At 69.4% G+C, this 21,220-nt stretch carries 21 protein-coding genes and 1 tRNA gene; 14 read left to right on the forward strand and 8 right to left on the reverse strand.

Annotated elements, in window-relative coordinates; genetic code table 11:
- Positions 1 to 19: 19 nt before the first annotated feature.
- Positions 20 to 175 (reverse strand): hypothetical protein, encoded by a 156-nt coding sequence (locus tag HNQ61_RS16280; RefSeq protein ID WP_170032389.1) that lies wholly within the window; start codon positions 173 to 175, stop codon positions 20 to 22.
- Positions 176 to 353: 178 nt separating this feature from the next.
- Between HNQ61_RS16280 and HNQ61_RS16285 the strand changes: the two genes are divergently transcribed.
- The 8 genes from HNQ61_RS16285 to HNQ61_RS16320 all read left to right on the forward strand — a co-directional run bounded on the left by HNQ61_RS16285 (position 354) and on the right by HNQ61_RS16320 (position 7,452).
- Positions 354 to 1,532: a 6-bladed beta-propeller gene (locus tag HNQ61_RS16285; protein WP_170032391.1), complete on the forward strand. Its 1,179-nt coding sequence runs from the start codon at positions 354 to 356 to the stop codon at positions 1,530 to 1,532.
- Positions 1,533 to 1,945: 413 nt separating this feature from the next.
- Positions 1,946 to 2,026 (forward strand) — tRNA-Leu (locus tag HNQ61_RS16290).
- 42 nt (positions 2,027 to 2,068) lie between these two features.
- A complete protein-coding gene (gene tig / locus HNQ61_RS16295; protein WP_170032393.1) occupies positions 2,069 to 3,373 on the forward strand; it encodes a trigger factor in 1,305 nt (434 codons plus the stop codon).
- 92 nt (positions 3,374 to 3,465) lie between these two features.
- Positions 3,466 to 4,101, forward strand: a complete 636-nt coding sequence (gene clpP / locus HNQ61_RS16300) for an ATP-dependent Clp endopeptidase proteolytic subunit ClpP (protein WP_170032395.1) — start codon at positions 3,466 to 3,468, stop codon at positions 4,099 to 4,101.
- A 49-nt stretch (positions 4,102 to 4,150) separates the two neighbouring features.
- Entirely contained in the window at positions 4,151 to 5,398 is a 1,248-nt protein-coding gene (clpX, locus tag HNQ61_RS16305) for an ATP-dependent Clp protease ATP-binding subunit ClpX (RefSeq protein WP_170032397.1), read from the forward strand.
- A 326-nt stretch (positions 5,399 to 5,724) separates the two neighbouring features.
- Positions 5,725 to 6,057 carry a hypothetical protein gene (locus tag HNQ61_RS16310; protein ID WP_170032399.1) on the forward strand — a complete coding sequence of 111 codons (333 nt, stop codon included), beginning with the start codon at positions 5,725 to 5,727 and terminating at the stop codon, positions 6,055 to 6,057.
- Between the two features lie 223 nt (positions 6,058 to 6,280).
- Positions 6,281 to 6,991, forward strand: coding sequence for a ribosome biogenesis GTP-binding protein YihA/YsxC (gene yihA / locus HNQ61_RS16315; RefSeq protein ID WP_170032401.1), 711 nt, complete (start codon positions 6,281 to 6,283; stop codon positions 6,989 to 6,991).
- Positions 6,992 to 7,053: 62 nt separating this feature from the next.
- Positions 7,054 to 7,452: a hypothetical protein gene (locus tag HNQ61_RS16320; RefSeq protein WP_170032403.1), complete on the forward strand. Its 399-nt coding sequence runs from the start codon at positions 7,054 to 7,056 to the stop codon at positions 7,450 to 7,452.
- Positions 7,453 to 7,533: 81 nt separating this feature from the next.
- On the opposite strand, the gene HNQ61_RS16325 is transcribed toward HNQ61_RS16320, so the two are convergent.
- Positions 7,534 to 8,034: a DUF6174 domain-containing protein gene (locus HNQ61_RS16325; RefSeq protein ID WP_170032405.1), complete on the reverse strand. Its 501-nt coding sequence runs from the start codon at positions 8,032 to 8,034 to the stop codon at positions 7,534 to 7,536.
- 207 nt (positions 8,035 to 8,241) lie between these two features.
- Positions 8,242 to 9,048, reverse strand: coding sequence for a helix-turn-helix domain-containing protein (locus HNQ61_RS16330; protein ID WP_170032407.1), 807 nt, complete (start codon positions 9,046 to 9,048; stop codon positions 8,242 to 8,244).
- 157 nt (positions 9,049 to 9,205) lie between these two features.
- Between HNQ61_RS16330 and HNQ61_RS16335 the strand changes: the two genes are divergently transcribed.
- Positions 9,206 to 9,367, forward strand: coding sequence for a hypothetical protein (locus HNQ61_RS16335; protein WP_170032409.1), 162 nt, complete (start codon positions 9,206 to 9,208; stop codon positions 9,365 to 9,367).
- A gap of 6 nt (positions 9,368 to 9,373) precedes the next feature.
- Here the strand turns inward: HNQ61_RS16335 and HNQ61_RS16340 are convergent, their stop codons facing one another.
- Complete coding sequence (locus HNQ61_RS16340) at positions 9,374 to 10,660, reverse strand: tetratricopeptide repeat protein (protein ID WP_170032411.1); 1,287 nt, start codon at positions 10,658 to 10,660, stop codon at positions 9,374 to 9,376.
- 749 nt (positions 10,661 to 11,409) lie between these two features.
- Here HNQ61_RS16340 and HNQ61_RS16345 point away from each other — a divergent pair.
- From HNQ61_RS16345 to HNQ61_RS16360, 4 genes are all read left to right on the forward strand, one after another.
- Positions 11,410 to 11,559 carry a hypothetical protein gene (locus tag HNQ61_RS16345; RefSeq protein ID WP_170032413.1) on the forward strand — a complete coding sequence of 50 codons (150 nt, stop codon included), beginning with the start codon at positions 11,410 to 11,412 and terminating at the stop codon, positions 11,557 to 11,559.
- 78 nt (positions 11,560 to 11,637) lie between these two features.
- Positions 11,638 to 12,564, forward strand: a complete 927-nt coding sequence (locus HNQ61_RS16350) for an MbnB/TglH/ChrH family RiPP precursor modification enzyme (RefSeq protein ID WP_170032415.1) — start codon at positions 11,638 to 11,640, stop codon at positions 12,562 to 12,564.
- Positions 12,564 to 13,328 carry a hypothetical protein gene (locus tag HNQ61_RS16355; protein WP_170032417.1) on the forward strand — a complete coding sequence of 255 codons (765 nt, stop codon included), beginning with the start codon at positions 12,564 to 12,566 and terminating at the stop codon, positions 13,326 to 13,328. The genes HNQ61_RS16350 and HNQ61_RS16355 overlap by 1 nt, the downstream gene beginning before the upstream one ends.
- Before the next feature lie 214 nt (positions 13,329 to 13,542).
- Entirely contained in the window at positions 13,543 to 14,358 is an 816-nt protein-coding gene (locus HNQ61_RS16360) for a hypothetical protein (protein ID WP_170032419.1), read from the forward strand.
- 231 nt (positions 14,359 to 14,589) lie between these two features.
- Here HNQ61_RS16360 and HNQ61_RS16365 read toward each other — a convergent pair whose 3' ends face one another.
- The 4 genes from HNQ61_RS16365 to HNQ61_RS16380 form a co-directional block, all read right to left on the reverse strand.
- Entirely contained in the window at positions 14,590 to 15,546 is a 957-nt protein-coding gene (locus HNQ61_RS16365) for an ABC transporter ATP-binding protein (protein ID WP_170032421.1), read from the reverse strand.
- 34 nt (positions 15,547 to 15,580) lie between these two features.
- Positions 15,581 to 16,411: an ABC-2 family transporter protein gene (locus tag HNQ61_RS16370; RefSeq protein WP_170032423.1), complete on the reverse strand. Its 831-nt coding sequence runs from the start codon at positions 16,409 to 16,411 to the stop codon at positions 15,581 to 15,583.
- Positions 16,404 to 17,225 (reverse strand): ABC transporter permease, encoded by an 822-nt coding sequence (locus HNQ61_RS16375; RefSeq protein WP_170032425.1) that lies wholly within the window; start codon positions 17,223 to 17,225, stop codon positions 16,404 to 16,406. Before HNQ61_RS16375 ends, HNQ61_RS16370 begins: the two co-directional genes overlap by 8 nt.
- A 265-nt stretch (positions 17,226 to 17,490) precedes the next feature.
- Entirely contained in the window at positions 17,491 to 18,711 is a 1,221-nt protein-coding gene (locus HNQ61_RS16380; protein WP_170032427.1) for a CaiB/BaiF CoA transferase family protein, read from the reverse strand.
- Positions 18,712 to 19,290: 579 nt separating this feature from the next.
- Between HNQ61_RS16380 and HNQ61_RS16385 the strand changes: the two genes are divergently transcribed.
- A complete protein-coding gene (locus HNQ61_RS16385; protein ID WP_170032429.1) occupies positions 19,291 to 21,189 on the forward strand; it encodes a DEAD/DEAH box helicase in 1,899 nt (632 codons plus the stop codon).
- Positions 21,190 to 21,220 lie beyond the last annotated feature (31 nt).

A 21,220-nucleotide genomic window follows, 5' to 3' on the forward strand; every position in this document is an offset into this window, starting at 1 on the left:
CACGCCTCGTTCAACGGGTCTACGCGCAGGACCTTCCCAGCTGCAGCGCGAACTGCTCGCGGGGGTCGTGCAGTGGAAACGGCAACTGCACCTGCTCCTGCAGCTTCTGGACGGGCGCGCCCATCTGCTCCTGCTCCACCGGCGCCACCGGCGGAGGGGAGCACGAGGTCGTCACGCCTCCCTGAGCAGGCCGCTCCGAATCGTCGTCCCTGATCCCCGGCCGGGCGGTGGAGGACGATTCGGCTCGCGCCCGCAATGCAGTCCCGCAGCAAACCACCGGTGCGGCGCGGCCCCACGCCGCACCCTTCCCGCAGCCACGCACTCCATGCCAGTGCGCTACTCCCATCCAGACAATGAAGGTACGTAGAATTTCAACACTGCTCCCCGCACTCGCGCTCGCCGCCGCGTGCGGGCGCGATCGGGCTCCCGCCGCGTTCCGCTCCGAGACGCTGCCCGGCGGCGCCGTGCAGGCCATCAACCCGGAACAGGGTGCCTGGACCGAAGCCACCGCCTGGAAGGCCGTGGAGGATCTGCGGATCGGCACCGCGGAAGGGAGCGGCCCCGACGTCTTGGCCGGTCCCGCGGCGCTGGAGGTCGACCCCGCCGGCCGCCTGTACGTGCTGGACGCCATGACAATGAACGTCCGCGTGTTCGGGCCGGACGGGCGCCACCTGCGCAGCATGGGCCGCAGGGGGCAGGGCCCCGGCGAACTGAACCAGCCCGCCGGGATGGCGCTGGCGCGGGACGGCTCCCTGTGGGTGGCGGATCCCGGGAACGTGCGCTACACCGTGTTCGACAGCGCCGGCGCCATCCGCCCCAGCGTGCCGCGAAGCAGCCGCATGAACATGGTGCCCTGGCCCGGCCGGTTCGATCGCACGGGCCACCTGTGGGATGTCACCCAGGGCCCGGACGGCTACGGCGGCGCGCCGGCGCTCCTGCGTGTAGACGGGGCGTCGGGACAGATGGAACGCGTCGCGCTCCCCGCCGTGCCCGAGCCGCAGTTCAGCACCGCGCGGGGAGGCGTCAGCACCTCCGCGCCCGTGCCGTTCTCCCCGCGGCTGGCGTGGACGATCGACGGCGACGGAAACGTGTGGTCCGCCGACACCGGCCGGTACCGGCTCGTTCTGCGCAACCCGCGGGGCGACAGCCTGCGCATCGTGACGCGTGAGAACACCCCCGTGCCCGTCTCCGACGCGGAGCGCGACTCAGTGCCGCTTCAGCTCAAGTGGTTCACCGACCAGGGCGGCCAGGTGGACGTGTCCAGGGTGCCCCGCAACAAGCCCGCGCTGCAGAGCCTGGTCACGGATGACCGCGGCTGGCTGTGGGTGCGGCCCTCCGTCCCCGCCGGCGAGCAGAACACCGTGCTGGACGTCTTCGATCCGGAAGGCCGCTACCACGGCCGCATGACGCTGCCGGTCGCGTCGCTCGGGGAGCCGCTGATCCGCGGGCAGCACATCTATGCGCTGACGCTCAACGAGAGCGGCGTTCCGCAGATCGTGCGCTTCCGCATCCAGGGCCGGCCCGCCGCCTGATCCGCCGCGCGTCGTACAGGAAGTCGAGGAAATCCGCAGAGCGGCCGGGGCTGATCGTCCCGGCCGCTCTTCTGTCGGGACAAGGCGCGCGCGCGGCGAGGACGCCTGGGCCGGCTACGGTTGTCATCGTATCGCATCATTCACGATCGGCGCTGGACAAAAAGGGCGGCCGAGGACCGGGAACGCGGAGCAGCCCGCCCGTAACGCGCCATCCGCCGCGCGAAAGTTCGCGCGGCGCGCGATGAGCATCGCCACCGCCGCGCACCCCCCCGCCACCCCCTGCGTCCTCCGCGTGAGGGCCGTTGCCGTTCATCACGCACACCACGCGCGGCGCACTTCACGGGATGAACCGAAGCGCGCGCGCCGTGTTGACCCCCCCGGACCCGAGGTCTATATTCACCCGTTCGTCCCAGGCGAAAGTGGCGGAATGGTAGACGCGCTGGTCTTAGGAACCAGTGGCTTCGGCCGTGGGGGTTCGAATCCCCCCTTTCGCACCTGATCGCAACAACGTCCTTCAGCTGAATAGATTGAGCCGGATGTCCGATACCACCGTTTCCACCGATCTGCGCATCGACGTGCAGGAGTCCGGCTCCTGCACCCGCAAGCTCACCGTCACGGTGCCCCGCGAGCGGGTTCGCCGCGTGCGCCAGTCGGTGTCGGCGCGCATCGCCGGCAGCGTGCGCATGCCCGGCTTCCGCAAGGGCAAGACGCCCGCGAACCTGCTGGAGCGCCAGTTCGGCCCGGCCATCGAGCAGGAGACCATCGAGCGCGTCATTCAGGAAGCCTACCGCGAGGCGCTGCAGAGCGGCGCGCACGAGCCCATCAACCAGGGCGCGGTGGACAACGTCCGCTACGAGGGCGGCGACAACGAAATCAGCTTCGACGTGGAGTTCGAGGTGCAGCCCACGCTGGACCTGTCGCGCGTGGAAGGCTTCGTGGTGGAGCGTCCGGGCGACACGATCGGCGACGAAGAGATCGATTCCGTGCTGGAGCGCCTGCGCCAGGACCGCGCCGAGCAGCAGCCGCTGGAAGGCCGCCCGGACTACGGCGACGTGGTGATGGTGCAGATCACGCAGTTGGATCCGGCCGAGGGCGAAGAGAGCGAGCCCCGCGCCTACCGCTTCGAGCTGGGCGAGGGACAGGCCATTCCGGACATCGAAGCCGCCATCATGACGCTGGCCCCGGGCGAGGAAGGCGAGTTCACCGTCACCTTTCCCGAGGACTTCGCCGACGAGGCGCAGCGCGGCAAGCAGGAGCGCCTGCACATTCGCCTGAACGAGGGGCAGCGCCGGCAGCTTCCCGCGCTGGACGAGGAGTTCGCGCGCGGGCTGGGCGACTTTGAGACGGTGGACGCGCTGCGCGAGCAGGTGCGCACCGGGTTGCAGGAAGACGCCACCCGCCGCGCCGACCAGGCCATGCGCGACGCGCTGCTGGGCCAGATCGTGGACGCCAACCCGTTCGACGTTCCGGCCAGCATGGTGGACCGCTACCTGGACTTCATGACGGGCGACGTGCCGGACCAGAACGGAAAGCGCCGCGCCCGCGGAGCGGACGAGCAGGAACGGATCTCGCAACTGCGCACCTTCATGCGGCCGCAGGCCGAGGCGGCGCTCAAGCGCATGCTGGTGGTGGAGCACCTTGCCGACCGCGAGGGGCTGCGCGCCACGGCGGACGATGTCGACGCCCGCGTGGAAGCGCTGGCCGAGCAGCACGGCCGTTCCGCCTCGGAGGTCTGGGTGGAGCTGGAGCGCTCGGGCCAGATGCAGCAGATGGAAGCCGAGATCACCGAAGAACGGGTGTTCGAGCACCTGCGGGCGCAGAACACGGTTTCTCAGGGCTGAGGCGGGCCCTCGGCCGCGGGCCTTTTCGTGAGGCCCGCGGCTCAAGCACCAGCACGTCACCACGCAGCGAAACAGCCGGGAGAAACAGCACAATGGCCATTTTTCCGCCGTACGTGATCGAGCGGTCCAGCCGGGGCGAACGAAGCTACGACATCTTCAGCCGCCTGCTGATGGACCGCATCGTCTTTCTGGGCAGCCAGGTGGACGACACGGTGGCCAACATCATCATCGCCCAGCTCCTGTTTCTGGATGCCGACAATCCGGAAAAGGACATCTACCTGTACATCAACTCGCCGGGCGGCGTGGTGACCGCCGGCCTGGCGATCTACGACACCATGCAGTACATCCGCTCGCCGGTGCACACCATCTGCATCGGCATGGCGGCCAGCATGGGCGCCATCCTTCTGGGCGCGGGCGCCAAGGGCAAGCGCAGCGCGCTTCCCAACGCGCGCATCATGCTGCACCAGCCTTCGGGCGGCAGCCAGGGCAACGCGGCCGACATCGAGATCGCGGCGCGCGAAATCCTGGGGCTGCGCGACAAGCTCAACCAGATTCTTTCGCACCACACGGGGCAGACCGAAGAGCAGGTCGGGCTGGACCTGGACCGCGACCGCTTCATGTCGCCGGCGGAGGCCAAGGAGTACGGCCTGATCGACGAGGTCATCTCGCACGGCGGAACCACGCCGCTGGTGGCGGTTCGCCACCAGGAATCCGAGACGGGCTCCTGATCTTCAGGAGCCCCACCTCTTCCGTTCCAATCATACAGCAGGTTCAGGCATGCCCAGCGACAAGCACCTCCGCTGCTCGTTCTGCGGAAAATCCAAGGACTCGGTAAAGCGGTTCATTTCCGGGCCCTCGGTATACATCTGCAACGAGTGCATTTCCCTGTGCAACGAGATTCTTGCCGAGGAAGAAATCAAGGAGGCAACCAGCGCCGCGACGCCGGTGCCCACGCCCTCCGAGATCAAGGGAGTGCTTGACCAGTACGTGGTGGGGCAGGACCGCGCCAAGAAGTCGCTGGCGGTGTCGGTGTACAACCACTACAAGCGGGTGAACAACCACGGGGTGATGGACGAAGTCGAACTCGACAAGTCCAACATCATGCTCATCGGCAGCACCGGCGTGGGCAAGACGCTGCTGGCGCAGACGCTGGCGCGGGTGCTTCACGTGCCGTTCACCATCGTCGACGCCACCACGCTCACCGAAGCCGGGTACGTGGGCGAGGACGTGGAGAACATCCTGGTCCGCCTGCTGCAGGCCGCCGACTTCAACGTGGCGGAGTGCGAGCGGGGGATCATCTACATCGACGAAATCGACAAGATCGCCCGCAAGAGCGAAAACCCGTCCATTACCCGCGATGTGTCGGGCGAGGGCGTGCAGCAGGCGCTGCTCAAGATTCTGGAAGGCACGACGGCTTCGGTGCCGCCGCAGGGCGGGCGCAAGCATCCGCAGCAGGAGTACATCCAGATCAACACCCGCCACATCCTCTTCATCTGCGGCGGGGCGTTTGACGGGCTCGACAAGGTGATCGAGGCGCGGCGCGGCAAGCGGCAGATCGGCTTCGCCTCGGCGGGGCTGACCAAGGGCGGCGAGGCGGACGACACCGATCCGTTCCGCGACGTGGAGCCGGAAGATCTGCTGCGCTTCGGCCTGATCCCGGAACTGGTGGGCCGTCTTCCGGTGACGGTCACGCTGGAGAACCTGGACGAGGACGCGCTGGTGCGCATCCTCACCGAGCCCAAGAACGCGCTGGTGAAGCAGTACCAGAAGATCTTCGGGATGGACGGCGTGGGGATCACCTTTGATCCGGGCGCCATCCGGGCCATCGCGCGGCAGGCCATCGAGCGCGGCACCGGCGCCCGCGGGCTGCGCGCCGTGATCGAGACGCTGATGCGCGACATCATGTTCGACATCCCGTCGCGCGAGGACGTGCGCGAGGTCGTGGTCACGCCGGAGTGCGTCACCGACGCGGTGCCGCCGCTGCTGGTGCTGGCGGCCGAACCGAGGCGCAAGAAGGAAGCGTAAGCTCGACGCGATGGAGAAAAAGGGGGACGGCCGGAAACGGCCGTCCCCCTTTTCCTTGTCCGGCGCTCCGGGAGGCCGCCCAGCAATCGTCCGATTTCAATCGCCCCGCGCCCCTAAGGTGCCGGCACGAGAGGATGAGCGTCCTCCGTTCCTCCGAGAACCGCACGTAAGCGCAAGCAGGACAACGGTATCAGATTTCGCGCGCTCCGATCAGCTAGAACATACGTTTATTTTCCGTCATCTTTCGGATCACGCAAAAACGAACTACAATGGATTGCGGCTGCAAACGGACCGCCGTCATCCATCACCCGATTCAGGATTTCGTCATGAAGAAGCTCCGGCTGGACATCGATTCGCTGCAGGTGGAGTCCTTTGATCCCGCCACCAGCCAGACGCCGCTGCGCGGCACGGTGGACGCCAACCAGATCCTGGTTCCCAGCACCCGCCGCCTGTCGGAGTGCGGACCGTGCCTGGAAACGGCGTACCTGAGCTGCAACCGCACCTGCTTCGCCTCGTGCAACGGCACCTGCAACTGCCCGGCGCCCAGCCAGTACGTCACCGACTGCGGGTGTCCGATCCGCACCAACTTCTGCCCCATCGGCGACACCCGCCTGTGCCCGATCGAGGATCCGGACCTCAGCGGCGGCCACATCTGCTGAGAGGGGCGTAGAGGCTCCGCGCGGGGCGCGGGCCACTGACAGGAACATCATCACACAGAGCCGCAGAGACGCAGAGAAAGGGGTGCAGCAGGCAGCATCCCGCCCTCTCTGCGGCTCTGCGTCTCTGCGTGAGGCCCTTCCGTTCCGCTCCATGCCCCCGCCGGACGGGCGGCCGCCGCGTACGGCCTTGTCCGGTGTTCCCTTTCCCCTTTACCTTGCCCGCATGCGAATCAAATCAGTGGAATTCGCCGGCGCCATCGGGCAGCTCGGCCAGCAGGCGCCGGAGAGCGCGCGCGGAATGCCGCAGGTGGCGTTTTCCGGACGAAGCAACGTAGGCAAGTCGTCGCTCATCAACCGGCTGCTGGGGCGCACGCGCACGGCCATCGCCCGCGTGTCGCAGTCGCCCGGCAAGACGCAGGAAATCAACTTCTACCGCGTCCGCGCCGACCTGGGCGACTTCTTTCTCGTGGACCTTCCGGGCTACGGCTACGCCAAGGCGCCCCTTGCCCTGCAGAAGAAGTGGGAGAGCGTCATCGCCGAGTTTCTGACGGCAAAGACGGACCTGGTGGGGATGGTGCAGCTCATCGACCTGCGCACCGGGCCTACGGCGGACGACCTGCGCTCGGTGGATTACCTGGCGCAGCTGGAGATTCCCGTCCTGTTCGCGTTCACCAAGTCCGACAAGCTGAGCCTGATGAAACGGCAGGAGCAGTTCCGCTCCGCCGTGCAGAAGCTGGGGATCGACCCCGACCAGGCGATCCCCTTTTCCGCCCTGAACGGCGAGGGAACGCAGCAGCTCCTGGACACGCTGGGCGAATTGCTCTTTCCCGCGGCGGACCCGGAAACGGACCCGGAAGCGGACACGGACGCGCAGGAGAGCGACGTGGAAAGCGAAGAGGCGAATCCAGAAGACGAGGCGGATTCCGGCGTGTGATGCACGCTGGCACGCACAGTGCCTCGACTGCGCAGCGGACCTCAACGGAAAGAGAACCGAACATGCGCGGATTTGGATTGCGGCTTGCCGGCCTGCTGACGGCGTTTGTCATGGCGGGATGCGCGGGCAACCAGAACGGCGAAGGCGACACGCCTCCGCAGGTGCTTCAGGTGACCATTCAGAACGACGGCGCCATCACGCAGCAGCCCCGCATCAACCTGGTGCCGGAGGGCGGCGGCGCCATGACCATTCTGGTGGGGCGGCTCACCACGCTGGGCGTGGAAACCCTCACGGTGCGGCGGCCGGACCTGGGCGGCACCTACCGCCTGCAGGCACAGGCCACCGGGGGATACACGGTCAACTCCCCAATCTTTTCCACGCGCGGCAACGAGCGGCTGTTCTGGGACCTGCGGCGCAACGTTGTTTCCGTCCGCAGCCTGACCGACGACTCGGCGCAGTAGCCGGCACAACAGGCGGATGAGAAGAGGCCCCGCCGGAACCAGGGTTCCGGCGGGGCCTCCTCTCGTTCATCCAGCCCGCGGTCAGGAGCCGGCGGCCGCGAAGCTGGATACCAGCACGATGCGCTGGTCGTTGGGCGTGTTTCCCGAGGGATCCACCGCGATCAGATTGGGGAATCCGAAAGCGGGATCGTACGACACGTTCAGCACCGCCGGGCTGCCGCGCACCTGGTCGTCCACGTACTCGAACAGGTCGTTCACGGTGTCGTAGTCGCCAAAGAGCGAGTCCGGCGCGGGGCGCGGCGGGCCGGTATCATCCTCGTCCTGCACGTAGGTGCGGCTCACCACGGCGCCGTTGGCCACGGTGACCCGCACGGGCTCCAGCGCGCTGGCGGAGGCGCAGAAGCAGTCCAGTTCCACCACGTAGCTGTACGACGGCACGTTGCGCGACGTCCACAGGGCGCGCGCGTCGGACAGCCGGCCGCGCTGCACGTCGTCGCCGTTGCTGGTGAAGGGCGAATCGCACGCGCCCAGGGCAAGCAGCGCGAGCACCGGCGCCAGCCGGGCGGACAACGATCGCATCATCTTGGTCTTCCTCACAATTCATGGCTCCGGCGGCCCCGCCGCGCCGCCCCGCGTGTGGGGTGCAACGCCCGAGCCGCGCCGGATGTGACGCGGGTGCACGGTGATACACCTGCCGCGCGTCCTTTGATCGCCGGAAAACGAAGCGGCCCCGCATCCATGGCGGGGCCGCTGTTTCCGTTCGATGGATCGTCCCGCGCGATCGTCTGCTCAGTGCAGCCACGTGCGGTCCGGCCGGCCGCGCGCCGCGGCCTCCTCGCGCAACGCGAACAGCTCGCGCGCGAATGCACTGGCGGCGGCGGAAAAGGCCTGCCCGCGGAGCGCGCCGGGAGGGCTGCCGAGGAACGAGCGCAGTGCGTTGCGCAGCGCCGCGTCCCCCGAGTATCCGCACGCCCGGGCGATGACGGAAAGCGGGCGGCCGGGGTCGTCCAGCATGTCGGCGGCCAGCAGCACGCGCAGCCACGCCAGCAGGCGCCGCGGATGCGGCAGGTCCGCGCGCCGGCACCAGCGCAGAACCGTGCGCTCGGTGGCGCCCAGCGCGGCCGCGAACTCGGCGGCGCCTTCGCCCGCCGCGGCCGTCTCCGCCGCGGCGGAAAGGAGCGCGCGTGTGCGGCTGGGGGTGCTGCGGGGGAGCGCGCGGTCCAGCAGCTTGGCCACGGAGCGGCGGCGCACGGCGATCAGCCGCTGCCGCAGCGCCGCGGGCGTGTCCTCGCGCCCCACGTCCACCACGTCGGCCAGCCCGGCGCGCACCATCCGCTCCAGGTGGCGCAGCGTGCCGGCGCCGATGGGGAAGGCGGCCACCAGAATGGCGGAGCGCACGTCGTTCAGCAGGTGGAGCAGCCGGGGCGCCGGCGTCCCCGCCTCCTCGCCCAGAAACGGGTCCACGAAGGCCACCACGCTGGGCGGGGCCCGGTGCAGCGCGGCTTCCAGCTCATCCCATCCCGCCAGCGCCCACACGCGCCCGTCTCCGCCCACCGCCGCGCGCAGCGACTCCGCGAGTTCGGCGGAAGGGTGCATCAGGAGCACGGAACGGGGCGGAGTTTCCATACGTGTCGGCTGAGATGCGTGATAAGGACGCGTTTTGATTGACGGAGTGCACCAACACTGTGCACTTTAGAGGGATGCCGGGGCCTTCCCGGACACTTTCTCCATCTCAACGCTCCGAAGAGGCACGATGAAGATCATGCGCCTGGCCGCCGCCGCCGCCCTGCTGACCCTGGCCGCGTGCTCCACCTCTCCCACCGCGCCCGCCCCGGCCGCGTCCAGCCCCGCCACGAGGTCGGATCTGACGAACGGCCAGGGGATGATCGGAGGCGGAACGCGCGCGGAACCCTGAAGCTCTTTACACGGCGGCCAGACCGGCGTCGCGGCGGGGCGAGAGAGACTCGATCATCTGCCGGGCGAGTTCATCTCCGTATTCCGCCACCCTGGTGACGGTGGAATCAGCGGGAGCGACGGGGCTGCGTCCGGACTGCAGCACCGACTCGCACTCCATGCGAATCTGCGCGAGGCTGCGGATTTCGGCAATCTCGAATGCGTGACCTGCCGCTTCCTGAACGCGCGCGAGCTCGCGCAGTGAAACCGCGCCTCGGGCAAGCGTCAGCCATGCCTGCGCGACGGTCGCGTGCGTGCCAAACGGCAGCGACTCCTGTACCGTCGCGTCCCAGTACTGCTCAAAGCGCGCACGGTCGCCGGCTCCCGCGGCGGCGCGGGCGGTGCTGCTGAGCGCCAGCACTCTGTCCAGCCCGGCGGGGATGTGTGGGAGAACCGCTTCCAGCACGGGGAGAGCCTGTCCGAACCTCCCCTCCAGGAACCAGAGGAGCGCCAGGTCGTTCGCCAGCGCGGGGAGGGCGGGGTGAGACGCCCCGTACCGCCGGATGGCGGCCGCGGCGTAGTTCTGGGCCCGCCGGTAGTCGCCGGCCTCGGACGCGAGCACGAACAGGTTGTGGAAGGCGGTTCCCGCGAGGGAGCCGAGCCGCCGCCTGCGCGTCGTTCGCAGGCCGCGCAGCGTGACGATGCGCGCCGCGGGGAGGTTGCCGAGCGTCTGGTACAGGGTGCCCAGGCTCAGGTACCCCAGCGCGTACGTCTGCCAGTCGTGGTTGCGGGCCAGGCTGATGGAGGCCCGCAGCCAGCTTTCTCCGCGCGCGTACTCACCGCGGTCGCGGGCAAGACGGCCCACCGCGTACGCCAGCTTCGGCTCGTCCGGCAGCAGGCGCGCCGCCGCCTGCGTAAACGCGAGCTGAACCGCGGTGGCGCCCTGCCGCCGCCCCCATTCGGCGATGGTGCGGCAGGCATGCACCAGACGCCGTTCATCCACGCTCACCGGCTCCGCCAGCACCCGGGCAATCACCAGCAGCGGCGCCCAGAGCTCCGGCTGGGCCGCGGCGGAGATTTCGCCGGCGCGCGCGTCCGCGGCCCCCGCGCCGAAGAGGGCGGCGCGGTCCCGCGGCTCGGCGCACGTCCACAGCGACACGTCGCGAAGCGACTTCCAGAGCACCACGCCCAGCGGGCCGGGCTGCTCCTGCAGCAGTGCGGCGCCCTCAAAGGCCTCCGATTCCAGCAGCAGCGGCGGAGGCGCCAGATAGGACGACCGCGAACGACAGGCACTCTTGGAAGCAGGACGTGACATCCTGGCAGGCTCCCGATCAGGAGGAAGTTCGTGGCGGGTTCGGAGCGCGGACCCTTTCAGGCCCAAACTAGGGACAAGATACGGATCGCGCAAAGACTTTCGACGTGCGCTGGCGTATGACGGGAGTAACGCCCCGTTCTTCTGACGCCTTTGTTCGCGCCAATCCTCATGGCAGGCAGCGGTTTGCGCCTCTGATTCCCAAGCCTAGGCAGACGGATGGCGTCGCGCAGGTGCATGGTTTCCTTCCCCGGCCGCCGCGCTGTTCCGCATCCAGAAATACAACGCGTATCTGATGCAGTAACACACGCCGCGCTGATTGTTCCATCCACACGGTTTTCATTCCGCCCGCACATGGCGGGAACGGCGTCCATGGCGCGCGCCGGCAACGAGTGCTGTCCGCCTGATCTCCGTGCCTGTCCCGAAGCATGCCCGATGGCCGGCGGCGGATGTCAGGGACGAGTTGCGGACGATCGATGAACATATGAATCCCGCCGTTATCCGGAGATGGCGGGGCGCGGCGAGGGCCCGAAGCGATCCGCGTGAAATGCGGGAGAATATGCGTGTTGTACCACGTAACTGATGAGCGGGCCAGCATTTCGCTCGTGTGCGACGATCGAGGCGCCGGAACCCGGACACTGCCGCCACGTCCAACGCGTACTCTTTATCAGACCATCCTTGACGCGGCGCATCCAGGCCCCTACCATCCACGGGCTGTTCACCGCTGTACTCTCATCATCATGGAGGAAGATATGGCCATCGTGACGACCAACGACCGCATCATCATCAAGGAGCCGGTTTACCCGGTGGATCCGACCGGCTGCCCCACCTGCCTGTCCGGCACCCCGCCGCGCGACCCGTGGTACGAAGAGGCCATCGAGCCCGCCCGCGCCACTTCCTGACCGGCTGCATGCGCTGACGGCCCCGCCCCGCAGTGGGGCGGGGCCGTCGCGTTCGGACCCCTTGCCCGCAGGACCCGCATGACGACCGCATCCCCCGCCGCCCTCACCGGGCCCGGCCTGCACACCCTGCCCCGCCTGGGCGTGGGCGTGCTGTACGTGCCCTCGCTGCCGGCCTTTCTGCGCCAGCACATCGACAGCCTGGACTACCTGGCCATCGTCCCCGACCGCTTCTGGGCGGACGACGGGCCGCAGGCCGGGACGCGCTACCACGAGATGGAGCGCCAGGTGGAGCTGCTGGACTGGGTGGCGGCGCGCAAGCCGGTGATCGGCCATTCCGTGGGGCTCAGCATCGGGAGCGCCGACCTGTTCGACGACGAGCACGTGCGGCAGATCGCCCGGTGGCAGTCGCGGTACGGCTTTCCCTGGCACAGCGACCACCTCTCGTTCAACCGCATTCCCGGGCTGGACGCGCACAGCGACCTTGCCGGGCTGGCGATTCCGGTTCCGTACGATCACGACGTGCTGGAAATGGTGGCCGAACGCGCCGCCCGGGTGCGCGAGATCATTCCCGTTCCGTTTCTGCTGGAGAACAACGTCTACTACGTGGACCTTCCGGATCAGGACATGAGCGAGCCGCAGTTCCTGAACGCGCTGTCGGCGCGCAGCGGGTGCGGGCTGCTGCTGGACATCCACAACGTATACGTCAACTCGGTGAACCACGGATTCGACGCGAGCGAATTCATTCGCGCCGTGGACCTGTCGCGCGTGGTGGAGCTGCACATCGCGGGCGGCAGCGACATGGGCGGAATGTACACCGATTCGCACGCCGGCCCCGTGGCGGAACCCGTGTGGGACCTGCTGGACGAGGTGGTGCAGAACGCGCCCAACCTGTGCGGAATCACCTTTGAGTTCGAGGACGGCTACCTGCCCGCGCTGGGCGGCGGCGACGGCGTGCTGCGCGAACTGGACCGCGCGCGCCAGGCGTGGGACCGGCGCCCCGGCTGATGGCGCTCGCCGACTTTCAGCGCGCCATGGTGGCGATGGCCGCCTCGCCGGAGCTGTGCGACCGCGTGCGCGCGGGCGATGACGCCGAAGGGTTGCGCGGGTACGCGCTGACGGAGCGCGAGCGCCTGCGCCTGCGCGACGCGGCTGGCCAGCGCGGCATGACCGTCAACGCCATGCTGTACCGCAGCAACCGCCTGGCGCCGCTGGCCTCGCAGCTTCGCTACACCTGCTTTCTGATCGGCGGGCAGATGCGCGTGCTGGCCAGCGCGTACTGGGCGCAGAACCCCGTGCTGGAGCGCAACGCGCCCACCGAGGTGCGCCGTTTTGCCGCGTATCTGCGCAGGGAGATCGCGGCCGGGCGGGTGCACGAGCCGCTGGTGGCCGAGGTGCTGGAGTGGGAGGCCGAAACGTACGAACTGGCGCTGATGGCACCCAGCCGCACGCTGCAGGCGCTGGGCGACGCGCCGGAGCGCGCCCGTGCGGACGGGCCGCTGCGCACGCACCCACTGGTGGCCGTCGCGTGGTTCAGCCGCGACCCGGGCGGGCTGCTGAGCGCGCTGGCCATCAAGCGCCCGCCCCCGTACGACGACGTGCCGCAGGGCGCGTTTCCCGTGATGATCGACGCGCGCACGGAGCCGCGGTCGCTGCGCACCCTTCCCGCCGCGACGGCGTCCGCGTTCCGCGCGCTGCGTGCCGGCCGGCTGCTCTCCATGCGCGAAGCGGAAGACCTGATCGAGCGCGGGCTGGCGGTCGCCGCGGACTGAGGCGCGCCGACCAGCCGCGGTCCCGGTGCATGGCGGAAAGATGGGCGAACGCGCGGATGCCGACGAAAGTCGCCGGCATCCGCGCGTTTTCGTTTGTCCTCCAGAAAGCGAAAAGAGCTGCGGATGTAGTGGGAAGGGACTTGATCCAGATGTTTGTTTCCGTTTCTTTTGTGCTTCAACTCCTCCGCCAGGCCCCCGCTCCTCATCGGCTCCCATGAACACGCGCGCTCTTTCGCTGCTGCTTGTTTCGCTCCTTGCCACCGCCGCGTGCGGGGACGGCGGCGGAAGCCGTACCACGCCCTTGGAACCGGTGGAGACCGCCGAGTTCCACATGACGCTGGGCCGATCGGCAAACAGCGCGATTCCGGCGGCGGCGGACAGCGCGCTGATCCGCATCTGGAATTCCAGGGCGGGTGTAAACGCCTTCAAGGCCGTCGCGATTCCGGCGCCCGGAACGCAGACGCAGGTTCAGTTTTCACTTCCCGCCAACACCGGGTACTCGGTGGGCGTCGTCGCCTTCACCCGCAGCAGCGCGTCCCTCCGCGAAGGGCTTGCCGCGGGCGTTACGCACGAGGTCAGCATCCTTGCCGACCAGGCGAACACCGCGACCGTCAACGTACAGCCCGTTTCGCTGACGATGTCGGCGCCTGCCTTCATCCGGGGCGGCACCAAGGCCACACTGAACTTTACGCTCAACAATCCGGAGCTGGCCTCGCGCGAGATGCTGGGCGGCAACTTCTACGTGAATACGGGGATGACGCCCTGGACGTCGGACGCCACGGTCAACCAGCAGCTCGACGGCCAGACCACGTCCACCGGCTACACGTTTGACGTCACCGCCCCCACGGTGGAGGCGGACACCGCCATCTACCTGCAGGGACGCATTCTGATCAGCTTCAACTGGGAGCCGTCTGGCACCCCGGTGATCTTCTACGCGCCGTCCGTCAACCGGGGGCAGGCGCTGTTCCGCGTTCCAGTGCGGCCCGCGTCGGGAACCATCACCGTCCTGTTTGATCGCAAGAAGAACTGACCGGCGGCGGACCAGATACGCCAAAGCGGCGCGGAGAACCCGGTTCTCCGCGCCGCTTTGTTTTGTCCGGTGATCAACTGGCAGCGCAGGCCGAGGATGAGACCAGCGTGTCCGCTCGCGGAACGTGCGTGTCGGGCGTCGTCCTCCTTCCCGCCATCGGCCGGACAGGCCGCCATCGATCCATCTCGTCCGCGCGCTGGCGGGAGAAGGACGAGAGGACGCCGGCCGGCGTCAGGGCTCCGGCGCGCGCAGCAGGCCGCCCTCGTAGATGCGGCGGATGGTGGCTTCGATGTCCGGCTCGCGGACGGTTACGTCGCGCACGGGCGCATGGGCCGTCACCAGCGCGATGGGGCGGGCGGCCGCGCCCTCGAACGCGTAGGTCGCCCGCGGCCCTTCCACGGACAGCATCCGCAGACCCTCTACGGCGGGCTCGGCGGGCGGGGCCTCGAACTCCACCACCAGCTCGCGCGCACCGCCGAATCGCGTCTGCAGATCAGGCAGTCCGCCGTCGTACAACAGGCTGCCGTGGTCGATGATCAGGACGCGCCGCGCGAGCCGCTCGATGTCCGTAAGGTCGTGCGTGGTAAGCAGAACGGTGACGCCGCGCTCGGCGTTGATGTGCTGCACGAAGGTGCGGATGCGCTCCTTGGCCACCACGTCCAGCCCCACCGTGGGCTCGTCCAGAAAGAGGAGTTCGGGGTCGTGCAGCAGGGCGGCGGCCAGATCGGCGCGCATCCGCTGGCCGAGGCTGAGCGAGCGCGCGGGGGTGCCCAGAAACGGTCCCAGTTCCAGCATCTCCGTGAACGCGGCCAGGTTGCGGCGAAAGCGTTCGGCCGGAACGCGATACACGTCGCGCAGCAGGTCCAGCGAGTCGCGCAGCGGGAGGTCCCACCAGAGCGTGGTGCGCTGGCCGAAGACGGCGCCCAGCCGTGCGACGTGCCGCCGGCGGTCGCGCCACGGCACCAGCCCGCCCACCTCCACCCGGCCCGCCGTGGGGACGAGGAGGCCGGTGAGTACCTTGATGGTCGTGCTCTTTCCCGCCCCGTTCGGCCCCAGGTAGCCGACCACCTCGCCGCGCGCGACGGTGAAGCTCACGTCGCGAACCGCGTCGACGGTGCCCCGCGTTCCGCGCAGCAGGCCACCCGTTCGCGTCACGAACGACTTGTGCAGGTGCTCGACGGTGATCATGCGGATTCGCGGAGATCGGCGGCGTGGCGGACGGTCAATTCCCCGCCCCGTGATAGTGGCGCACGCCCACGCGCCAGAACGCGAACGCCGCCGCCAGCAGCAGCGGGCCGACGACCATGGGCAGGAACGCGGCCCAGTGCGGCAGGCCGTCCGGCAGCGGCCGACCCAGCACGTGCAGCACGGGAAAGTAGCTGAGGAACGCGGCGGGGATCAGGTAGGTGAACGTCCTTCGCAGCCACGTTCCGTAGATGTCCATGGGATACGAGATCAGCGTGCGGCCGCCGTAGGTGAGCACGTTCATGGCTTCCACGCTCTGCACCGTCCAGAACGTCAGCGTTCCGCCGACGACGAACAGGCCGCCGAAGAAGGCGATCATCCCCAGCACGCTTGCCGCCATCAGCAGCACGTCCCCGATCGTCCAGGCGACATCCACGCCCGCGACGCCGTAACCGACGATCCCCACCGCCAGCACCACGCGCGTCAGCCGCCGCAGGGCGAAATCAGAGCCGAAAATCTGCAGCGGGAGCGGTACGGGGCGCAGCAGAAAGGTGTCGAAGCTGCCGGTGCGCACGTGCCCGCTGAGCGTGGGCGCGTCGTATCCGCCGAAGACGATGTCCATCAGCACGAAGGCGAGTTCGGCGATTCCGTACAGGAGCGCGACTTCGCCCAGGCTCCATCCGCTGAACGAGCCGAAGCGCGGAAGCACCAGCGCGAACGCGGCGAACTCGGTGGCGGTGACGAGCGCGGCCGCGGCGGCATCCAGCAGAAACGCGGTCCGGTAGACCAGCTGCGACCGTGCCTGCGCCCCCAGCAGCCGCCGGTAGAGGCGGAAGTGGTGGCGCGCATCCCTCACCCAATCAGCCACCGGCCACCTCCAGCCGCCGCAGCCCGCGCGCCAGTGTCAGGCGCGCCAGGGCGAGCAGCGCCACCGTCCACGCGGCCTGCACCGCGATCGCCTGGACCGCGTCCATTCCCACGCGCACACCCAGCCAGACTTCGATGACGGTGTTCATCATCCCGGGAAACGGGGTGAGGGCGAGCAGCCGCTGAAACCATGCGGGAAAGAACGCCAGCGGCATCAGAAATCCGCACGACAGCCCCATGATTCCCCACGCGAAACGGCCGATTCCCACGGCGTCGGGCGACCAGAAGGCCGCGCAGTTCACCCAGAAGCGGAACGCGAATCCGCACGCCCACGCAAGGAGGAGGCTGATTGCGACCAGGGCCGGGCTGGCCGGCCACTCCAGCCCCCAGATCAGTGCATAAAGCGCCAGGATCGACACGCCGCGCAGCAGAAACTGGGCGGCGGCGCGCCCCGCGTCCTGCGCCATCCAGAAGCCCAGAAACGAGTGCGGGCGCAGCAGTTCCGTCGCCACCTCGCCGCGATGGATGGTGCGCATCAGGTCGTACCATCCAAAGAGGCTGAACGCGCTGAGCAGGGCCTGGGTAAGGCCGGTGTAGGTGACGGCGTCGGCCTGCGTGTATCCAGCCATTTGCGGACGCGCGCCGAACAGCGCCAGGAGCACGGCCACGCGCAACGCGCCGAAGAAGAGATTGGTGACCAGGCCCCAGAACGTGGCCAGCGGGTACGCGAACTGGCGCCGGAACGACAGCCGCGCGCCGTGCAGGTACAGAGGCAGGTTGAGGCCCGTGCGGATCGTCGGTGCGGCGGTGGTCAAGCCTGCTCCTTTCTTTGCCGGGCTGGGCGTGGGGGCTGGGGCGACTGAAGTCGCGGCAACAACGGCGCGAAGTCCGCCTGCGCGGACTGGGGCGGAAAGTAGCGTTCAGGCGGCAACCGTCGGCCCGTCGACCTGTCCAGGAGCGAATGAATTCGCCGCTGGAACAGCACGAAGTCCGCCTTCGCGGACTGTGGCCGCCGGTTCAACGCGCGGGGGCGAGCCGGCGTGCGCGGGCCAGATTCTTCGATCGCGCGGGACGCGGCGATTACGGAAGGGCGTCGCTGGCGGATTCGGGGTGGGGGCCGGGGCGCGGCGCCCAGCCGTCCGCCACCACCTCGGCCGTGTGCTGGCCCAGCGCGGGCGCGGGGAGGCGCGGGGAGGCCGGCGTGCGGTCCAGCCGCAGCGGCGAGGCGACGGTAGGCACTGCGCCGAAGGTGGCGCCTTCCATCTGCCAGAGACCGTCGCGCTCCAGCAGCACGGGATCGCGCAGCGCCTCGCCCACGGTCTGCACGGGGGCGCAGGGGACGCCGGCATCCTCCATCGCGCCCAGCCACGCGGCCGCGTCCGCCGTGCGGAAGCGCGCCGCGAGCAGCGGAACCAGAAGCTCGCGGTGCTCCACACGGCCGGGATTGGTGGCGAACCGCTCGTCATCCCGCAGGTCGTCCGCGCCCAGCACGCCACACAGACGCCGCCACTGCGCGTCATTTCCTACTGCGACGGCGACGGGGCGGTCCGCGGCGGCAAAGGTCTGGTACGGGACGATGGTGGCGTGCGCGTTGCCCCAGCGCCGCGGCTCGTTTCCCGTCACGAGCGCGGCCTGCGCCACGTTCACCAGCCCCGCCATCGCCGAATCGTACAGCGCTACCTCCACCCGCTGCCCGCGCCCGGAAATCTCGCGTTCGCGCAGCGCGGCGAGGATCGCGATCGCCGCGTTCTGCCCGGTGAGCACATCCACCAGCGCGATGCCCGCCTTGGTGGGCGCACCGTCCGGCTCGCCGGTGATGGACATCCACCCGGACCGCGCCTGCACGGCGAAGTCGTAGCCCGGCCGCCCCGGCTCCGGCCCGTCCGATCCGTATCCCGTGATCGAGCAGTACACGAGCCCCGGATTGTCCGCGGCGAGCGCGTCGAATCCCAGGCCCCACCCGTCCAGCGTGCCCGGCGCATAGTTTTCCACCAGCACGTCCGCGTCCCGCGCCAGGCGACGGACCAGATCGCGCCCGTCCTGCGTCTTGAGATCCACCGCCGCCGAGCGCTTGTTGCGATTGACGCAGAGATAGTAGGCGGACTCGCGGCCGCCGGTCCCGGGGGACCAGGGCGGGCCCCAGGTGCGCGTGTCGTCGCCAGTGCCGGGGCGCTCGATCTTGAGCACGTCCGCGCCCAGGTCGCCCAGCGTCATGGTGCAGAGCGGGCCGGCCAGAACGCGGCTCAGGTCCAGCACGCGGATGCCGGCGAGCGGTCCGCGCGCCTCGGGATTGGGGGACATGGGGCCTTGTGGATGGATCACGGGTCGCGAGCGCGCAGAGTAGGCGTCCGCGTGCCCCGGCGATAGGGCGCGGGACTCCGGTTTCGTGCGGTGGACGAGCTTCTACTGCCGTTTCACACGGAGGCCACGGAGGATGCACGGAGGGCACGGAGGAACAGCAATCTCACGCAGAGCAGCAGAGGAGCAGAGAACAGACAACAAAAGGCATCACACAGAGTTAACAGAGTCAACAGGAACAGAAGTCATGTACTCCGTTGATTTCGTCGGCTCCGTGTGAGCCCGATCATTTCTTCTTTTTTCTCTGCTGCTCTGCTGCTCTGCGTGAGGGATCCGTTGTTGATCGGTTCCCCCGCGCCCCTCCGCCACCCCCGCGTCCTCCGCGTGAAAATGCACCCGGAATCAGCGGCGCCCTGCGATGAATCGCGACCCAACTTCGCGTATCGCGCCCGCGTGACGTAAGTTGTCCACCCCGCGCGCCGCAACTGGCCGGCGCCGGGCAGGAACCTTGCGAATGCGGGCGCGCGAATCGGTTGACGCTGCGCGTCGGTGTGACCCACCCAGACGGACGGAACGACGTACATGGCTTCATTCAACGACCTCGGGCTTCGCGAGCCGCTCCTCGCGGCGCTGGAAGACGCCGGGATCGAGCGCCCCACCGCCCTGCAGCAAGCCGCCATTCCGGTGCTTCGCCGCGAAGGCAACCTGGTGGCGCGCGCGGGCAGCGGATCCGGCAAGACGCTGGCCTACGGGCTGGGCGTGCTGGACCGCCTGTCGCCCCGCGAAACCGGCGAAGACGAGGCGGAAGAAGCAGCCGGCGGCACGCGCCTGCTCATTCTTTCCGCCACCCCCGAGGCCGCGGACCGCGCCGCGCTGGAACTGGTGCCCTTTGCCCACGCGGGCGGGCTGAGCGTCTCGGCCTCCGGCGGCGGATGGGGCACGGCGGCGGGGCAGGCCGACGTGCTGGCCGCGACGCCGGCCGAGGTCATGGAAGCCGTGCGCTCCAGCGACGTCAAGCTCGAAGGCGTGGAGGCCGTGGTGATCGACGGCGCCGCCGAAATCCACGCGCTGGGTGGATGGGAAGTGCTGGAAACGCTGTTCGATCACCTGCCGCGCGACGCGCAGCGCATCATCATCACCGCCGAGGTGATCGAGCCGGTGGAAGACCTGGCCAGCCGCCGGGTCAAGCGCGCCATCCGCTACCCGGCCGAGGCCGCGGTGCCGGACAACGTCCCCGCGCCCGCGCCCACGTCCACCGTGGGCTACGTCCCCGTCGCCGACCGCGACAAGGTGGACACCGTGGCGCGCCTGCTGGGCGGCAACGGCCGCGGTGAGGGCGACGTCACCGTGCTGTACTGCCGCACGGAAGAACGCGCCGCGCAGGTGGCCGAAGCGCTCTCCATGCGCGGCTTCCTGGTGGGCGACGCGGATGATCCGGACACCGAAGTGGCCGTCATCGGCTCCGCGCCGGAGGACGAAGACGAGACGGAAACACCGGCCGGGCAGGTGATCAGCTTTGACGTCCCCGCGGACGAGGAAACGCTGACCGCGCGCCACGGCGGCGAGGACCCGGGCTTCATCCTGGTGGAGCCGCGCGAACTGGGGCACCTGCGCCAGATCGCCAAGCGCGCCAACTTCCACGCCCAGCCGGCGGGGATCGCGGGCGAAGAGCCGGTTTCGCGCTCGGCGGACCTGCGCGCCTTCCGCGGCGAACTGCGCCGCGCGATCCGCGAAGAAGATCTGTCCGCGCAGATGCTCATCCTGGAGCCGCTGTTCGACGACTTCACCCCGGCGGAAGTGGCGGCGGCGGCCTCCGCGCTGCTGCGCCGCCGTCCGGCCGCCGTGGCCGCCTCGGCGGACGCCATGCCCGCGGCGGCGCAGGCTGCCCGCGCGGCGCGTCCCCAAGCCCGCCCCGCGGCGGGACAGACGGACGCGGGACCGGCGCCCTCCGCCTTCACCCGGCTGTTCATCAGCCTGGGCGAGCGCGACGGCGTGCGGGCCAGCGACCTGATGGGCGCCATCGCCGGCGAAGCCGACATCCCCGGCAGCAACATCGGCAAGATCGACATCCGCGACACCTTCAGCATCGTCGAGGTGCCCGCGGACGTGGCGGAGCGCGTGATCAGCGCGCTCAACGGCACCACCATGAAGAGCCGCAGCCTGCGCGTGGACTACGACCGCCAGCGCAAGGCGCCCGCGGGCGGACGCGACGGCGGCGGACCTCCGCGGCGCATGCAGCGCCCCGGACCGCGCGACGGCGCTCCTCCTCGCGGCGGCGATGATCGGCCCCCGCGCCGCGACGACCGCGGCCCGCGTGGCGGCGACGACCGTCCCCGTGGCGGCGGCGGTGGATACGGCGGTGGCGGCGGGCGTCCCTCCGGGGGCGGTGGATACGGCGGCGGCGGATCCCGCGGCGGCAGCGGTGGCGGTGGTGGAGCCCCGTCGCGCGGCGGTGGATTCCGTCGTCCGCGCGAGGACTGATCCCATGCCGTCCACGGCGGGCATCCACACG

Origin of the sequence: Longimicrobium terrae (assembly GCF_014202995.1) — a bacterium.
Classification (GTDB): Bacteria; Gemmatimonadota; Gemmatimonadetes; order Longimicrobiales; family Longimicrobiaceae; genus Longimicrobium; species Longimicrobium terrae.

Bases quoted from the DNA above. Each gene is read 5' to 3' on its own strand.
- HNQ61_RS16285 (WP_170032391.1), top strand. From the start codon at position 354: ATGAAGGTACGTAGAATTTCAACACTGCTCCCCGCACTCGCGCTCGCC.
- tig (WP_170032393.1), top strand. From the start codon at position 2,069: ATGTCCGATACCACCGTTTCCACCGATCTGCGCATCGACGTGCAGGAG.
- clpP (WP_170032395.1), top strand. From the start codon at position 3,466: ATGGCCATTTTTCCGCCGTACGTGATCGAGCGGTCCAGCCGGGGCGAA.
- clpX (WP_170032397.1), top strand. From the start codon at position 4,151: ATGCCCAGCGACAAGCACCTCCGCTGCTCGTTCTGCGGAAAATCCAAG.
- HNQ61_RS16310 (WP_170032399.1), top strand. From the start codon at position 5,725: ATGAAGAAGCTCCGGCTGGACATCGATTCGCTGCAGGTGGAGTCCTTT.
- yihA (WP_170032401.1), top strand. From the start codon at position 6,281: ATGCGAATCAAATCAGTGGAATTCGCCGGCGCCATCGGGCAGCTCGGC.
- HNQ61_RS16320 (WP_170032403.1), top strand. From the start codon at position 7,054: ATGCGCGGATTTGGATTGCGGCTTGCCGGCCTGCTGACGGCGTTTGTC.
- HNQ61_RS16325 (WP_170032405.1), bottom strand. From the start codon at position 8,034: ATGATGCGATCGTTGTCCGCCCGGCTGGCGCCGGTGCTCGCGCTGCTT.
- HNQ61_RS16330 (WP_170032407.1), bottom strand. From the start codon at position 9,048: ATGCACCCTTCCGCCGAACTCGCGGAGTCGCTGCGCGCGGCGGTGGGC.
- HNQ61_RS16335 (WP_170032409.1), top strand. From the start codon at position 9,206: ATGAAGATCATGCGCCTGGCCGCCGCCGCCGCCCTGCTGACCCTGGCC.
- HNQ61_RS16340 (WP_170032411.1), bottom strand. From the start codon at position 10,660: ATGTCACGTCCTGCTTCCAAGAGTGCCTGTCGTTCGCGGTCGTCCTAT.
- HNQ61_RS16345 (WP_170032413.1), top strand. From the start codon at position 11,410: ATGGCCATCGTGACGACCAACGACCGCATCATCATCAAGGAGCCGGTT.
- HNQ61_RS16350 (WP_170032415.1), top strand. From the start codon at position 11,638: ATGACGACCGCATCCCCCGCCGCCCTCACCGGGCCCGGCCTGCACACC.
- HNQ61_RS16355 (WP_170032417.1), top strand. From the start codon at position 12,564: ATGGCGCTCGCCGACTTTCAGCGCGCCATGGTGGCGATGGCCGCCTCG.
- HNQ61_RS16360 (WP_170032419.1), top strand. From the start codon at position 13,543: ATGAACACGCGCGCTCTTTCGCTGCTGCTTGTTTCGCTCCTTGCCACC.
- HNQ61_RS16365 (WP_170032421.1), bottom strand. From the start codon at position 15,546: ATGATCACCGTCGAGCACCTGCACAAGTCGTTCGTGACGCGAACGGGT.
- HNQ61_RS16380 (WP_170032427.1), bottom strand. From the start codon at position 18,711: ATGTCCCCCAATCCCGAGGCGCGCGGACCGCTCGCCGGCATCCGCGTG.
- HNQ61_RS16385 (WP_170032429.1), top strand. From the start codon at position 19,291: ATGGCTTCATTCAACGACCTCGGGCTTCGCGAGCCGCTCCTCGCGGCG.